14 protein-coding genes are annotated in these 14488 nt (G+C 67.2%); 7 read left to right on the top strand and 7 right to left on the bottom strand.

All coding sequences use genetic code 11. The features are described 5' to 3' along the window. Window positions 1–77 precede the first annotated feature (77 nt). Window positions 78–2786 (top strand): PAS domain S-box protein, encoded by a 2709-nt coding sequence (locus tag SOM61_RS19990; RefSeq protein WP_320475701.1) that lies wholly within the window; start codon window positions 78–80, stop codon window positions 2784–2786. Here the strand turns inward: SOM61_RS19990 and SOM61_RS19985 are convergent. Genes SOM61_RS19985 through SOM61_RS19970 form a run of 4 tightly spaced genes read right to left on the bottom strand, consistent with a single transcriptional unit; the run spans window position 2783 to window position 6403 of the window. Continuing rightward, window positions 2783–4171 carry a multicopper oxidase family protein gene (locus SOM61_RS19985; RefSeq protein ID WP_320475700.1) on the bottom strand — a complete coding sequence of 463 codons (1389 nt, stop codon included), beginning with the start codon at window positions 4169–4171 and terminating at the stop codon, window positions 2783–2785. The genes SOM61_RS19990 and SOM61_RS19985 overlap by 4 nt on opposite strands. Continuing rightward, complete coding sequence (locus SOM61_RS19980) at window positions 4168–5580, bottom strand: TolC family protein (protein WP_320475699.1); 1413 nt, start codon at window positions 5578–5580, stop codon at window positions 4168–4170. Before SOM61_RS19980 ends, SOM61_RS19985 begins: the two co-directional genes overlap by 4 nt. After that, the gene (locus SOM61_RS19975) at window positions 5580–5939 is read right to left on the bottom strand and encodes a hypothetical protein (protein WP_320475698.1); all 360 of its coding nucleotides are present in this window, start codon (window positions 5937–5939) and stop codon (window positions 5580–5582) included. Before SOM61_RS19975 ends, SOM61_RS19980 begins: the two co-directional genes overlap by 1 nt. Window positions 5940–5995: 56 nt before the next feature. Further along, window positions 5996–6403 (bottom strand): DUF2946 family protein, encoded by a 408-nt coding sequence (locus SOM61_RS19970; protein WP_320475697.1) that lies wholly within the window; start codon window positions 6401–6403, stop codon window positions 5996–5998. Between the two features lie 116 nt (window positions 6404–6519). Here SOM61_RS19970 and SOM61_RS19965 point away from each other — a divergent pair, with 116 nt between their 5' ends. The 3 genes from SOM61_RS19965 to SOM61_RS19955 all read left to right on the top strand — a co-directional run bounded on the left by SOM61_RS19965 (window position 6520) and on the right by SOM61_RS19955 (window position 9935). After that, entirely contained in the window at window positions 6520–9222 is a 2703-nt protein-coding gene (locus SOM61_RS19965; RefSeq protein ID WP_320475696.1) for a bifunctional acetate--CoA ligase family protein/GNAT family N-acetyltransferase, read from the top strand. 145 nt (window positions 9223–9367) lie between these two features. Beyond that, window positions 9368–9643, top strand: coding sequence for a hypothetical protein (locus tag SOM61_RS19960; protein WP_320475695.1), 276 nt, complete (start codon window positions 9368–9370; stop codon window positions 9641–9643). 7 nt (window positions 9644–9650) lie between these two features. Then, window positions 9651–9935, top strand: coding sequence for a hypothetical protein (locus tag SOM61_RS19955; protein WP_320475694.1), 285 nt, complete (start codon window positions 9651–9653; stop codon window positions 9933–9935). Here the strand turns inward: SOM61_RS19955 and SOM61_RS19950 are convergent. Next, window positions 9928–10284 (bottom strand): cupin domain-containing protein, encoded by a 357-nt coding sequence (locus SOM61_RS19950; protein ID WP_320475693.1) that lies wholly within the window; start codon window positions 10282–10284, stop codon window positions 9928–9930. The genes SOM61_RS19955 and SOM61_RS19950 overlap by 8 nt on opposite strands. Window positions 10285–10351: 67 nt before the next feature. Here SOM61_RS19950 and SOM61_RS19945 point away from each other — a divergent pair, with 67 nt between their 5' ends. Together SOM61_RS19945 and SOM61_RS19940 are read left to right on the top strand one after the other, a co-directional pair. After that, window positions 10352–11221, top strand: coding sequence for an AraC family transcriptional regulator (locus SOM61_RS19945; RefSeq protein WP_320475692.1), 870 nt, complete (start codon window positions 10352–10354; stop codon window positions 11219–11221). Window positions 11222–11247: 26 nt separating this feature from the next. Continuing rightward, window positions 11248–11700, top strand: a complete 453-nt coding sequence (locus SOM61_RS19940) for a GNAT family N-acetyltransferase (protein ID WP_320475691.1) — start codon at window positions 11248–11250, stop codon at window positions 11698–11700. Window positions 11701–11710: 10 nt separating this feature from the next. Here the strand turns inward: SOM61_RS19940 and SOM61_RS19935 are convergent, their stop codons facing one another. Both SOM61_RS19935 and SOM61_RS19930 read right to left on the bottom strand, forming a co-directional pair. After that, a complete protein-coding gene (locus SOM61_RS19935) occupies window positions 11711–12955 on the bottom strand; it encodes a DEAD/DEAH box helicase (RefSeq protein WP_320475690.1) in 1245 nt (414 codons plus the stop codon). Between the two features lie 124 nt (window positions 12956–13079). Next, window positions 13080–13220, bottom strand: coding sequence for a hypothetical protein (locus SOM61_RS19930; protein WP_320475689.1), 141 nt, complete (start codon window positions 13218–13220; stop codon window positions 13080–13082). Window positions 13221–14172: 952 nt separating this feature from the next. Between SOM61_RS19930 and SOM61_RS19925 the strand changes: the two genes are divergently transcribed. Continuing rightward, on the top strand, window positions 14173–14481 hold the full coding sequence (locus SOM61_RS19925; protein ID WP_320475688.1) for a Flp family type IVb pilin: 309 nt from the start codon (window positions 14173–14175) through the stop codon (window positions 14479–14481). Window positions 14482–14488 lie beyond the last annotated feature (7 nt).

Genomic DNA, 14488 nt, shown 5'->3' with positions numbered 1-14488 from the left:
AAAATCATGCTGCCCCCGCCGGATCCTCCACGGGGAAAACCATGCGACACGGCGTTCTAGCGGAACCGACGGACCTGGTGAAACATCATCCGAGCGGTGCCCAGCTGCGCCACGTGGTGTGGGTACTGGGCGGTCTGGCGCTCGCCTTCGCGCTGCTGGCGCCGGCCGCCGGCTTGCCGCTGGCGCGGGCGCCGGAATTCATCCCGATGTACGGCTCGGTGCTGATCGGCGCCAACCTGCTGACCGGCATCCTGCTGCTCGGACACGTCCACACGGGACGTTCGCGCGCGCTCGGCCTGCTGGTGCTGGGCTACCTGCTCACGGCGCTGATCGCCAGCTCCCACCTGCTGACCTTTCCCGGCCTGTTCGCCGACCAGGGCGTGCTGGGCGGCAATCGCCAGACCACGCCCTGGCTGCACGTCGCCTGGCATGCGCTATTCCCGTTATTCGTCCTCGGCTATACCCGCAGCACCCATGCGCCGCCGCTGCCGCCGCACTTCATGCGTATCGGCGGCTTGCTGATCGTGCTGGTCGTGGCGCTGCTGGTGCTGGTGTCGACCTCGGGCGCACGCTGGCTGCCGCCGTTGATGGACGCAGACCGCACGCTGCCGCTCTATCACTGGATCGCGGGCGCCGTACTCGCGCTATCGGGCGGGGTGCTGTGGGCCATCGTGCGCAAGCGTCCGCGCACCGTGCTCGATGTCTGGCTGGCGGTGGCGATGGCGGCCTGGGTGTTCGAGGTCGCGTTGTCCTGCGTGCTCAATGGCGGCATGTTCGACCTCGGCTTCTATGCCGGCCGCCTGTACGGTCTGGCGGCGGCGCTGTTCGTGCTGGGCGCACTGGCGATCGACAATATCGCCTTGCATGCGCGCCTGCACGCGACCTTCCAGGAAATGATCGAAACCCGCGCCCGCGCCCAATGGCAAAGCTTGCTGGGGACGGTGCTGCAGCAGTTGCCGGACGGGGTGCTGATCGTCGACGCGGCGGGCCGCTGCGTGATGGCCAACGACCAGGCGGACCGGATGGCGGCCTGCTTCGCGCCGGGCGCCGCAGGCGCGCAAACCGGGGCTAAAACCGGCATCGCGGCGATGCTCGACTTGATCCGCGATCCGGTGGCGCGCGCGGTGGGCGGCGAGACGTTTCTCGACGCGGTGCTGGAAAGCGACCATGACGGCGTGCGGCGCACCTATACAGTAAGCGGTGCGCCGCTGCGCGACGGCGCCGCCGAGCTGGCGGCAGCGGTAATCGTGGTGGGCGATATCACCGAGCGCACCGAGGCCAGCGCGGCCCTGGCGCGCGCGCTGGACCAGACGCGCTACCTGGTCGAGAACACGCCGCTGGCCGTGATCGAATGGAACCGCGAGCTGGTCGTCACGCTGTGGAACGGGCGCGCCGAAGAGCTGTTCGGCTGGCGCCAGCATGAAGTGGTCGGCGCCCGCATCGATGCACTGCCGATGATCCACGAGAGCGACGCCGACCAGGTGGGCCAGATGATCCGGCGCCTGCTCGATTCGCCCACCCGTCACGCCAAGTCGCGCAACCGCAACCTCACCCGCGACGGCCGCGTGCTGTGCTGCGAGTGGTACAACTCGGTGCTGGTCGACGAGGCTGGCCAGATTCTGACCGTGTTTTCGCTGGTGCTGGACGTGACCGAGCGCGAACAGGCGATGGACGGCCTGCGCGAGGCCGACCAGCGCAAGGACGTGTACATCGCCACCCTGGCGCACGAGCTGCGCAACCCGCTGGCGCCGATCGCCAATGCGGCCTCGCTGCTGCGCGCCAAGTCGCTGCCGCCCGAGCGCATCGAATGGATCGCGGCCATGGTCGGGCGCCAGGTGGCCCAGATGGCGCGCCTGCTGGACGATCTGCTAGACGTCTCGCGCATCGGGCGCGGCAAGATCGAACTGCGGCGCGCGCGCGTCGACCTGGGACGCCTGATGCGCGACGCCCTGCAATCGAGCATGTCGCTGATCGAGAACGGGCGCCACCAGGTGGCGCTGCGGCTGGTCGACGAGCCCTTGTGGGTCGAGGCCGACGCGCTGCGCCTGACCCAGGTGTTCGCGAACCTGATCAACAATGCGGCCAAGTACACGCCGCCCGGCGGCGCGCTCGAGATCGGGCTGCGCTCGGAGAATGGCGAGGCGGTGGCATGGGTGGCCGACAATGGCGTCGGCCTGGACGACGGCATGATCGAGCGCGTGTTCGATCCCTTCGTGCAGGTCGCCAGCGCGCGCCACCTGGCCCAGGGCGGGCTGGGAATCGGGCTGTCGCTGGCAAAGGGCTTCGTCGAACTGCATGGCGGCAGCATCCGCGCCGACAGCGACGGGGCCGGGCGGGGCGCCACCTTCATCGTGCGCCTGCCGCTGTGCGAGGCGGCCGAGCCGGAGGTCCCGGCCGAGGGCCAGGCCACCGCGGGCGCCGTCATCGGCAGGCACATCCTGGTGGCCGATGACAATGTCGATGCCGCCGAGTCGCTGGCCTGGCTGCTGCGTTCCGAGGGGGCGACCGTGACGGTGGCGCACGACGGCGCCCAGGCACTGCGGCTATACCATGCGCGCTGCGCCGACATCGTGGTGCTCGATCTCGGCATGCCCGAGATGAGCGGACTGGAAGTGGCGGCCATCCTGGCCGACAAGTGCCCGCGTCCCTACCTGGTGGCGGTCACGGGACGCGGCCGGCAGGAAGACCGCACCGCCTCGCTGGCGGCCGGCTTCGATCATCACTTGACCAAGCCGGTGGCGCCGCAGCAGCTGATCGAACTGCTGCGCGGGGTGACGCAGGCTTAGTGCTGATGGCCGCCGTGGTCCTTGGCGCCAGGCTTTCGGGCGTTGAGGGCCGGGCCGGACGGCGCCGCTGGAATAGCATTTGGTGCGCTGGTGGGCGGCGGCACCTCGCCGGTCCATTCGTGAGCGACGCTGCCGGCGGGATGACGGTACCAGCCGGGATCGCGGTAGTCGCCGCGCTTCTGGCCTTCGCGCACCTTCAGCACGGTGAACATGCCGCCCATTTCGAGGTTGCCGAAGGGGCCGTCGCCGCTCATCATCGGCAGCGTGTTGTGCGGCAGCGCCATCTTCATGTCGCCCATCGAACCGCCCTTGTCGCCCATGACCATATAGCCCGGCACCAGCTTGTTGATCTTCTCGGCCACGCCGCGGTGGTCGACCCCGATCAGGGTCGGCACGTCGTGCCCCATCGCATTCATCGTGTGGTGCGATTTATGGCAGTGGAAGGCCCAGTCGCCGGGCGCGTCGGCGACGAACTCGATGGCCCGCATCTGGCCCACCGCGACGTCGGTGGTGACCTCGGGCCAGCGCGCCGACTTGGGCACCCAGCCGCCGTCGGTGCCGGCCACCTCGAAGCGGTGGCCGTGCAGGTGGATCGGGTGGTTGGTCATGGTCAGGTTGCCGACCCGGATGCGCACCTTGTCGTTCTGCCGTGCGACCATTGGATCCAGGCCCGGGAACACCCGGCTGTTGATGGTCCATAGATTGAAGTCGAGCATGGTGTTGGTGCGCGGGGTGTAGCTCCCTGGCTCGATGTCATAGGACGACAACAGCATCACGTAATCGCGGTCGACGGCGTGCTGGCGCGGATTCTTCGGGTGCGTGACCCAGAAGCCCATCATCCCCATCGCCATCTGCTGCATCTCGTCGGCATGCGGGTGGTACATGAAGGTGCCGGCATGGCGCGCCACGAATTCGTAGACGAAGGTTTTACCCGGCTGGATGCCGGGTTGCGTGAGGCCGGTGACGCCGTCCATCCCGCACGGCAGCAGCTGGCCGTGCCAGTGCACGCTGGTGTGCTCGGGCAGCTTGTTGGTCACGAAAATGCGCACCCGGTCGCCTTCCACCACCTCGATGGTGGGGCCGGGGCTCTGGCCGTTGTAGCCCCACAGATTGGCCTGCATCCCGGGCGCCAGTTCGCGCACCACGGGTTCGGCCACCAGGTGGAATTCCTTGACGCCGTCCTTCATGCGCCAGGGCAGGGTCCAGCCGTTGAGGGTCACCACCGGGTTGTAGGGGCGGCCGCTAGTCGGCGCCAGCGGGGCCGCGGTGGCGGCGGAGGTGTGGACGGGGGCTTCGGGCAGGCTGGCGGCGCCGGCCTTGCTCACCAGCGAGGCGCCCAGCATGGTCACGCCGGCGCCGGTCAGGAACGATCTGCGGTTGGTCATTGTGCTTCCTTGTGTTCGTGTGCCTGGCCGCGCGGCGGGGCCGCCGGCGGGGTGGTCTGCAGGCGGCCTCCCAGGGCGGCTTCGAGGTCGGCCTCGGCCAGCCAGAAATCCTTGAGGGCGTCGATGGTGGCGTGCACCGCCGCCGCCTGTTCGCGCGCATCGGCCAGCAGCTCGAAGGGGCTGGCCAGCATGCCGTTGTAGCGCAGCAGGGTCTCGGCTGCGATCTTCTGGCGCAGCGGGATCACCTGGTCGCGGTAGTGGCGCGCGACGTCGTGACTGGCGCGGTAGCCCAGGTAGCCGGCGCGCGCTTCGCTGCGCGCATTCACGGCCGTTTCGGCGACCCGCCCGAGGGCCTGCATGTATAAGCCTTCCGCGCGCGCGACGCGGGCGCCGCCCCAGTCGAACAGCGGCAGTTCGAGCGAGATTTCATAGCCTTCGCTGCGCGGCTCTCCCGTCTCGCTCTTGCTGGCATAGCCCAGGTCGAGCACATTGACCATGCGCGTGGTGCGCGTCAGGCCCAGGTCGGCGGCGGTGCCGGCGGCGGCGGCGCGCGCGGCGCGAACGTCCAGCCGTTGTTCGAGGGCCAGGCGCTCGATGCCGGCCAGTTCGACCGGCTGCGCCGGCAGCTCGGGCAGGCGTTCGGGCAGCGCGTAGCCGGCATGAAAGCCCCACAGGCCGAGCTGGCGCGTCAGGTGTTCGCGGGCGGCGTCGCGGGCGCGGCCGGCGCGCAGCACGGCGGCGCCGGCTTCGGCATGGAAGGCCGATTCGCGCGCCAGGTCGAGCGCACTGGCGTTGCCGGCCAGGGTCATGCGCTCCATCAGTTCGCTGGAGGCGTCGGCGGCCGCGGCAACCTGGCGCGCATAGTCGAGCGCCTGGCCGGCGGCCACGGCCTCGACCCAGGCCCGCCGGGTGGCGATCGCATGGCGTTCGATGGCGGCGGCGACCTGCAAAGTCGTCTCCTGGTAGCGTCGCTCGGCCATGCGCTGGCGCAGCGGCATGGTCAAGAGGCCCGCCAGGTCAAGCGACACGCCGCGCTCGATCTCGCGGCTGCCGCCGCCATCCATGCGCGAGAAACCGAACGAGGGATTGCGCAGACGTGCGGCCTGCGCCAGGTCGGCCTGGGCGATGCCGGCGTCCCAGTAGCTCGCCTGCAGGCCGGGGTGGTTCAGGACGGCGATGCGCACGGCGGCGTCCAGGCCGAGGGGTTCCTTGAGCAGGGCGTCGATCTCCGATGCCAGCGCGCGCCGGTCATCGTCGCTCTGCAGCAGGCGCGCTTCGACGCCGGTGCGGGTGCGCGCCTCGTCGGCGCTAATGCGCAATGCGGTATCGGGATTGGTGCTGGCGCAGCCGGCCAGCAGGAGCGCGGCAGCAGCGGCCAGCGCGCCGCGCGACATCATCGGGGCGGCCATCAGTGGTGTTCTCCATGCCCGTGGTGGCCATGGTGCTCATGGTTGTCCGCTTTCGGCTGCGCCTTCTGCGCAGGTTTGGCGTGGCCGGCATGCGCGGAGTGATCGGCATGATCGGCGTGTGCGCCATGATGGGCATGCGCCGGCTGGCTGGCCACGATGCGGTTGCTTTCCTGCCAGTTGCGGTCCGGCGTGGTCGCGGCGGCGACAGGCGGGCGCTGGACGTGGGCGCTCTGGTAGCGCGTCTCGGGAACGCCGGCGGCGGGGTCAATGGCGGTGGGCTGGGCGACGGCGGGCATGGCCGCGAGCAATGCGCCCAGCAGGGCGGCCGCGCGCCATGGCGCGGCGGTATGGGTAAACATGGTGTCCTCGTTCGGATGAAATACGGCGGGCCGCGCACGGGGCGCGGCGGGCGAAATCAGGCGAGCGGGAAGCGGGGCGGTCGTTCGGGCAGCGCGAGGTCGACCGCGGCGAGGCGGCCGGTGGCGGTCACCAGGAGGGCGGTGGCCAGGGATGGCGGAGGCGGCGCGACGCCGGCCGCGGGCGCCATCGCGGCGCCCATGCAGCATGCGGCGCAGGCACTGCAGCTGCCGTCGTGATCGTGCGCATCCTGGGCAAGGTCCGGCGCGGTATCCGGAGCCTGGTCCTGCATCTCGTGGCAAGGACTGCTCGCGGCGTCGTGGTGCGCCGTAGTAGCATGCGCGGTCTGCTGCGTCCCTTGCGGCGCATCATGGGCGCACGCAAGCATGGCGGCCGAAGCAATTCCCTGGAACGGGATCGCCAGCAGCATCAGCCATACGAACAGGAGACGGACGGAATATTTCACGCGGCGATTCTAGCACGACCGGCGCCCCTGGCCGCAAGCACCGGCTTGGACGCGCCGTCGGGCCGCGGCGTTTGATACGATACGTCACTACTTGCCGTTGAAAAGGTCCCCCATCAATGAGCGTCCGCAACCTGCAATACCTGTTCGCGCCGAAATCGGTGGCCTTGATCGGCGCCTCCGAGCGCCCCGGCAGCATGGGCACGACCCTGCTCGACAACCTGCTGGGCGGCGGCTTCAAGGGCAAGCTGTACGCGGTCAACCCCAAGTACGAGCAGGTCGGCGAGCTGCCCTGCTACGACAGCGTGGCCGACCTGCCCGAGGCGCCCGAGCTGGCCGTGATCTGTACGCCGCCGGCGACCGTGCCGCAGCTAGTGCGCCAGCTGGGCGAGCGCGGCACGCGCGCGGCGGTGGTGCTCAGCAGCGGCATGGCAAAGGCGCGCGATGGACGCGGCCGCAGCCTGCGCCAGGCCGCGCTCGATGCGGCCCATCCCTATCTGCTGCGCCTGCTCGGACCGAACAGCGCCGGCCTGCTGGCGCCCGGCCTCGGCCTGAACGCCAGCGTGGCCCACAGCGGCGCTCTGCCGGGGCGGATCGCCTTCGTCTCGCAATCCGGTTCCCTGATGACCGGCGTGCTGGACTGGGCGCGCACGCGCGGCATCGGCTTTTCGCACTTCATCTCGCTGGGCGACTCGAGCGACGTCGACCTGGGCGACGTGCTGGACTACCTGGCCAGCGACGGCCACGCGGGCGCCATCCTTCTCTACGTCGACCAGCTGCGCTATGCGCGCAAGTTCATGTCGGCGGCGCGCGCCGCGGCGCGCAGCAAGCCGGTGCTGGTGCTCAAGTCGCGCTCCAGCGAGGACGGCGTGCGCGCGGTGGCCAGCGAGAGCGGGGCCCTGGCCAGCGAGGACGATGTGTTCGACGCCGCGGTGCGGCGCGCCGGCATGCTGCGGGTATACACCACCGAGCAGCTGTTCGCGGCGGTCGAGACCCTGGCCTATGCGCGCCCGCTGCATGGCGAACGGTTGGCCATCGTCAGCAACGGCGCGGGTCCCGGTGTGCTGGCGCGCGACGCGCTGCGCTACGGCAAAGGCACGGCCGCCACGTTGTCGCCCGAGACCATCGCCCAGCTGGACGCGCTGCTGCCCGGCGGGGCGGGCGCGAAGTTGGCCGACCTGCCGGCCAATCTGCCGGTCAACCTGCTGGGCGGCGCGCCGCCCGAACGCTATGCCGCTGCGCTCGAGATCCTGCTCAAGGACCCGCAGGTCGACGCCGTGCTGGTGGTGCATTCGCCGACCGCCACCGTCGACAGCCGCGAAGTGGCGAACGCCATCGCGCCGCTGGCGCGCGAGGCCTCGCGTCCGATCCTGTCGTGCTGGCTGGGCGGCGCCTCGGTGCTCGAGGCGCGCACCATCGCCGCCAATGCGCGCATGCCCACTTTCCGCACGCCCGAAGACGGCGTGGCCGGCTTCCTGCAACTGGTGAACTACCGCCGCAACCAGAACCTCCTGATGGAAGTGCCGCCCTCGATGGTCGGCCACATGGCGCCCGACCGCAGCAGCGCGCGGGCGCTGGTGCGCGAGGCGATCGCCAATAAACGCCTGCTGCTGTCCGATCCCGAGACCAAGGCCATCCTGCGCGCCTACGGACTGGCCCTGGTCGAGACCCGGGCCGCGCCCGACGTCGAGGCCGCGGTGGCGGCGGCGCGCGCCATCGGGTATCCGGTCGCGGTCAAGATCCTGACCCCCGACGTGATGCACAAGTCGGACTTCGGCGGCGTGACCCTCGACCTCGATTCCGACGACGCGGTGCGCGCCAGCGCCCAGCGCATGAAGAAGCGCCTGGACGAGCTGTTCCCCCAGGCGCGCTTCGACGGCTTTTCGGTGCAGGCCATGTGCCGCCGCGCCAATGGCCATGAACTGATCGTCGGCGCCGCCACCGATCCGGTGTTCGGGCCGGTGCTGGTGTTCGGCCAGGGCGGAATAGCAGTGGAGGTCACCGACGACCATTCGGTGGCCCTGCCGCCGCTGAACCTGGTGCTGGCGCGCGACCTGGTCGACCGCACGCGGGTGGCGCGCCTGCTGGCCGGCTACCGCAACCGTCCGCCGGCCAACCTGGATGCGATCCTGGCGGTGCTGATCCAGGTCTCGCGCCTGGTCTCCGACATCCCCGAGATCGTCGAACTGGATATCAACCCGCTGCTGGCCGACAGCAAGGGGGCGACCGTGCTCGATGCGCGCGTGCGCCTGGCGCTGGCCGACCGCTCGGGCAGCACGCTCGACCGCCTGGCGATCCGTCCCTATCCGCGCGAGCTCGAAGAGACGATCGACTGGCACGGCGCGCCGCTGCTGCTGCGCCCGATCCGTCCAGAGGATGGCCCGGCCCACCTGGCGTTCTTCGATGCGCTGACCCCGGACGACATCCGCTACCGCATGTTCGTGCGCATCCGCGAACTGCAGCCCTCGCAGCTGGCGCGCTTTACCCAGATCGACTACGACCGCGAGATGGCCTTCATCGCCACCCGCAAGAATGCCGAAGGCGTGGACGAGACGCTGGCGGTGGGCAGGGTGGTGGCCGACCCCGACAACACCAGCGCCGAATTCGCCGTCACCGTGCGCTCCGACCTGAAGGGCATGGGGCTGGGGCGGATCATGATGACCAAGCTGATCGATTACTGCCGGGCGCGTGGCACTGGTGAGATCGTGGGCGAGGCGCTGCCGCAGAATTCTCGCATCGTCGCCATGGTCAAGAAGCTGGGTTTCGAGGTGACGATCGACGGCGAAGAGGGCATCCGGAAAATGCGCCTTGCATTACGTTAGCGATTTCGGACGTTTTGTGACAAAGGGTGCATTTTTCATGCTGTCGTGGTGGTATCGTAGCGCCCAATCCATGCCGTACTTGTCGCCCTGTCACGTCGTGACGATCCGCCTCAGCATTTGCAACTCGAACCACGTATCGATCACGATGTCCCGACTCGGTCTTTTCTTTTGCGCTCCCTACGCGCTGTTCATCGCGACCTGCCTCGGTTTCGTCTCGCTGGGCAATGTCGACTACCAGTCGCAGTTTACTTACCTGGAGCTGCCGATCGCGGCCCAGCTGGCGCTGGCGCACTGGCTGGGCCTGGACCGCGCGCTGGAAATCATCTCGTGGCCCGATGCCTATGGCCTGTTCATGACGCCGGCCTTCATCCTGCTGTACGCGGCCGGTGCGGCGCTCGAGCGCGGGCTGGAGCGGCGGTAGCAGCGTGATGAAGGAAGTACACGCGATCAGGTGGTTCAAGTACCGCGAAGCCGGCATGGCATCGTGGATCGTCAAGCGGGGACTTCTCGCCTACGGCATCCCGATGTACTTCTTCTTCGTGATCTCAGGATGGTTCAGCAAGCCCGAGCAGTTCCTGCCTTCCCTCGTCTACAGCATCCCGTCCTGGCTGATCGCGGGCACCGTGTTCGGCGTCCTGACCTGGTATGCATTCGAATGGCAGTACCGGCGCTATGTCGCCAAGAACGGGGAGCCTGCGGCATTCGTCAAATGACGCGGCGTGGTGCGGCGGTCAGCGGGTCGCCGCTGTTCGGCGTCCCGGTCGGTTCGATCAGCAGGATATGCGCCTCTTCGCTCGCCCGCGGCCGGTGACGAACGCCTGCGGGGACGATATATACCTGGCCGGCCGTCAGGCTGACGGTTTCCCCATCCTCGATGTCGATGTCCAGCCGGCCGTGCAGGACCAGGAAGAAGTCGTCGGTGTCGTCGTGGACATGCCAGTGGTAGTCGCCGCGCAGCTTGGCCACCATCACGTCATGGCCATTGAACAGCGCGACGGTGCGCGGTTGCCAGGCCTCGCTGAAGGTGGCCAGCCTGGCGGCCAGGTCGATCGGAGTGTGCATATGGCGCCTCTTGAATGAAAGCGCCATTCTTGCCGGTCCGCGTGCTGCGGTCTTGTACAATTGTCGCATGAGTAAACTGTCCCGCCGCCCAATCAACCAGGCCACATTCGGCGCGCTGGCCAATGGCGTGACGCTCATGCAGGCCGACTTTGCCGACCATGCTTTCGAGCGGCATAGCCACGAAGGCTACGTCATCGGCGCCACGACGCACGGCATCCAGCGCTTCCGGTGCAAGGGCCGCGAATACGACAGCCAGGTCGGCGATTTCGTGCTGTTCAATCCGGACGAAGACCACGATGGCCGACCGGGGACGCAGGACGGCTTTCGCTATACGCTCTGGTACGCTCCCGAGGACTTCGTCGCCAGCTGCGCTTGCGCGGACGGCGAGCCGGCGCGCAGGCGCTACTTTCCGCGCCCCCAGGTCACCGACCCGCATATGGTGGAGCAGTTCAGGGCCTTGTCGGCCAGCCTCGCCGAATCGCTGCCTGAAGCGCACGCCGAATCGCTGCGGGTGGAATCCCTGATGCGCGCATTCCTGGCGACGATGCTGCGCCGGCACGGCGAGCAGCCGCAGTCGGACGCCGTGCCTGGCCACGGTGCGAGCGCCGCCGCGCTGTCACGGGTCAGGGACTATATCCGGACGTATTACGCGCACGATATGACCGTGTCGGACCTGGCCGCCGTGGCAGGCCTGTCGCGCGCACACCTGACACGCGCGTTCAGCGCGGCGTATTACATGCCGCCGCACGTCTACCTGAACGCCGTGCGCATCACGCAGGCGCAAGCGCTGATCCGTCGCGGCATTCCGCTCACGGCGGTGGCGCTCGAATGCGGATTCGCCGACCAGAGTCACTTGACGCGCCGCTTCAAGGGTGGCGTCGGCATCACGCCGTCGGCATGGCGCGGCATGCATCGCGCTTCCCGACCGTTATCCTAGAATCGTTTTCTATTTGCACGCCAGCCATGCCAGACCATCCGATTGACCTCTCGATTGCGGTCGAACCGCAACCGGACTACCGCGACGCGAACGTCGTCATCCAGGGCCTGATCGACTTCAACGCGGCGCACGCCGGCGGCGCCGCGCCACAAGAGCTCCTGGTAACCTTGCGCGACCATGAAGGGAAGGTGGTTGGCGGCCTGTCCGGCGACACCTGGGTGGGCTGGCTGCAGGTGCATGCGCTATGGCTCGCCGACGATATGCGCGCGCGCGGCATGGGCCGCGCCCTGATGCTTGCGGCCGAAGACGAAGCCGTACGCCGCGGCTGCACGCAGGCTTTCCTCGAAACGCTCAGCTTCCAGGCGCTCGGTTTCTACGAGAAGCTCGGCTACACGGTATTCAGCCGCCTCGACGGTTTCCCGCCGGGCGGCGCGCGCTATGCCATGCGCAAGTCACTGGAACCGGGCCGGGCAGACTGAGCTAGCGCGCTCAGCGCCGGAACCGCACGTCCTCGCTCACCACCGCCGCATCGCCCTTCGGCTTCTTGGGCTTCTTCGGCTTCTTGACGATCTGTCCCTTCGCATCCGTCAGCGGCACCCGGTGATCGGGCGCGAAGCCCGGTTCTTCGACGCGCTCGAGCGTCTGGCGGGTCAGCACCTCGATCGCCGCCAGCTGCTCGACCTCGTCGGCGCAGACCAGCGACACCGCCTCGCCGGTGGCGCCGGCGCGCCCCGTGCGGCCGGTGCGGTGCACGTAGTCTTCGGCCACGATCGGCAGGTCGACGTTGATCACGGCCGGCAGGTCGTCGATGTCGATGCCGCGCGCGGCGACGTCGGTCGCGACCAGCACCCGCACCTCGCCCGCCTTGAAGCGTTCGAGCGCGCGCAGGCGCGCCGGCTGCGGCTTGTCGCCATGGATCGAGTCGGCCGTGATGCGCTTGGCTTCGAGCAGGGCCACCAGCTCGTCCACTCCCTTGCGGGTGCGGGCGAAGGCCAGCACCTGGGTCCAGTCATGGCGCTTGAGCAGATGCACGAACAGCTCGGGCTTGCGCTTCTTGTCGACCGTGATGATCCACTGCTTCACCGCGGCGACGGTGGTGTTGCGCGGCGTGGCCTCGATGCGCACCGGATCGCGCAGCATCTGGTTCGACAGCGCGCGGATCTGGTCCGAGAAGGTGGCCGAGAACAGCAAGGTCTGGCGCTTCTTGGGCAGCAGTTTCATGATGCCGTCGAGCTCGCGCGCGAAGCCCAGGTCGAGCATGCGGTCGGCTTCGTCGAGCACCAGGGTCTTGACTTCATTGAAGCGCACCGCGTTCTGGCGCTGCAGGTCGAGCAGGCGGCCGGGCGTGGCGACCATCACGTCGACGCCTTTGCGCAGCGCCATCATCTGCGGATTGATGCTCACTCCGCCGTAGGCAACCATGGTGCGCAGCGGCAGACCTTCGGCGTAAGTGCGCACGCTTTCGTGCACCTGCTCGGCCAGCTCGCGGGTCGGCACCAGGATCAGCGCGCGCACCGCATTGCTACCCACCTCGCCGCTCTTGGCCAGGCGCTGGAGGATCGGCAGGGTGAAGCCGGCGGTCTTGCCGGTGCCGGTCTGGGCCGCGGCCATCACGTCGCGGCCGGCCAGCACGGCGGGAATCGCCTGCTCCTGGACGGCGGTGGGGGTGTGGTAGGCGAGGGCGTCGAGGGTGCGGACGATCTGGTCGATCAGGCCGAGGGATGCGAACGACATGGGTGGGAGGACCTTGGGACGGAAATGAACAGCGCGTAGTTTACCCTGCCGCGGCCGGCATGGCGATAACGGCGGCTGGGCGGCGGCCGCACCGGGGTCTTGCAGGGCCGATCGGCGTGCGGGATTACGCTGCCGGCGCGCTCGTAGTGAGCACGCTGGCGGAGAGGTCGGCGATCGGCTTGACCGGCTCGTTGTGTTCGCGGCACGCGCCGAGGGACAGGCAGGCCAGGATGAGCGCGGCGGCGGGAAGGGCGCGTCGTTGCATGATGATCTCCTCCGGTTGGTGTGAATCCATCTTACGCCGACCGGGCACGGCGCGGCGCGCTTCATCGCCTGCCAGGTTCATCGCGCGCCTGGTGCTTGCGGTGACACACTGTTCGGCGGGCTTGGCGTGCATATTAATTCCAGTCAATAACATTCAATCTCTTGCAATGCTCTTGTATATTCAACTCATGCAGTTGGAATAATTGCGTGAAATAAGTCTGGTTAAGGCGCACTTCTGAAATGCCTTGTGCATAAACGCTTCTTTATATTTTAGGGAAAATCGCGAAAAACGCGAAAATCCCTGCGAGTGAGTTTTGGTGAATATTCGAGGAGTCAGGTTTATTAATTCTCACGAATATTATCGGATGCTGGCTATCGATGTGCAGATCGATTATGTAGTATCGGGAGAGGGCTAAGCAATGAGTCGGGATTTTATGTCGTTTGCATACCCGGTTCGAATAGCGTCGCGCGCAAATCCCGAAAATATCGAAAGAGTTCCTGAACGCGCAAACCGCGACTCACACGCTGCCTGACGGTTTGTCGCCGCCCCGTTCCTGTGACTGGGCACTCTGGCGACCCCTGCGCCCATCCCGCCAAAATCTGCCCTCGCTCCCTATGAGTAGTCGGCCCGAGATCCCCCTGAAATTGTACTTAGTAAATACAGTTATTATATCGATTGTCACTATATGGAAATAGCGGAGGTGAATATCTTTGCTATTAAAATAATTGCCATTAGGAATATATCATCTCTTGGTGCATTATTGCTTCGATACTCAGGCGATTGTATTTTGGAAATTATATTAACAAAAATAAATGAATGTTGACTCCATTATATTTGGTAGATAAAAATCAAAAACTTCTTGTTGTGCGCAAAAACTGATTATATTATTGGCCCGCATTCGAAGTGTTTGATCCGGATTAAGACGATGACCGATTATTTAATGGAGAAAATAATGAGTAAATTCAAGTTGAACCTGTATCGCCAGCGCGGCCAGGGAATGATGGAATACGTGATTATCGTGGCCCTGATCGCGGTCGCCGCAATCGGTGTGTATTCTGTATTCGGCCAGACGATGCGTAACCAGACCGCCGGACTGGCCAACGAGATGGCAGGTGTCGATTCCGGCACCCAGATTTCGGCTGCAGCAGCAACCGCCCGCACGGCGGGAACCCGCGCCGACAACACCAAAGGGATGGCCACCTACAACGCCGAGAATGACCAGGGCGGCGGTGGCGGAACCGGTGGTCAGGCCCCCGACTGACAACGAC

Source organism: Massilia sp. CFBP9012, assembly GCF_034045115.1.
Lineage (GTDB): Bacteria > Pseudomonadota > Gammaproteobacteria > Burkholderiales > Burkholderiaceae_D > Telluria.
This window is presented reverse-complemented; position numbering and strand designations above follow the sequence as displayed.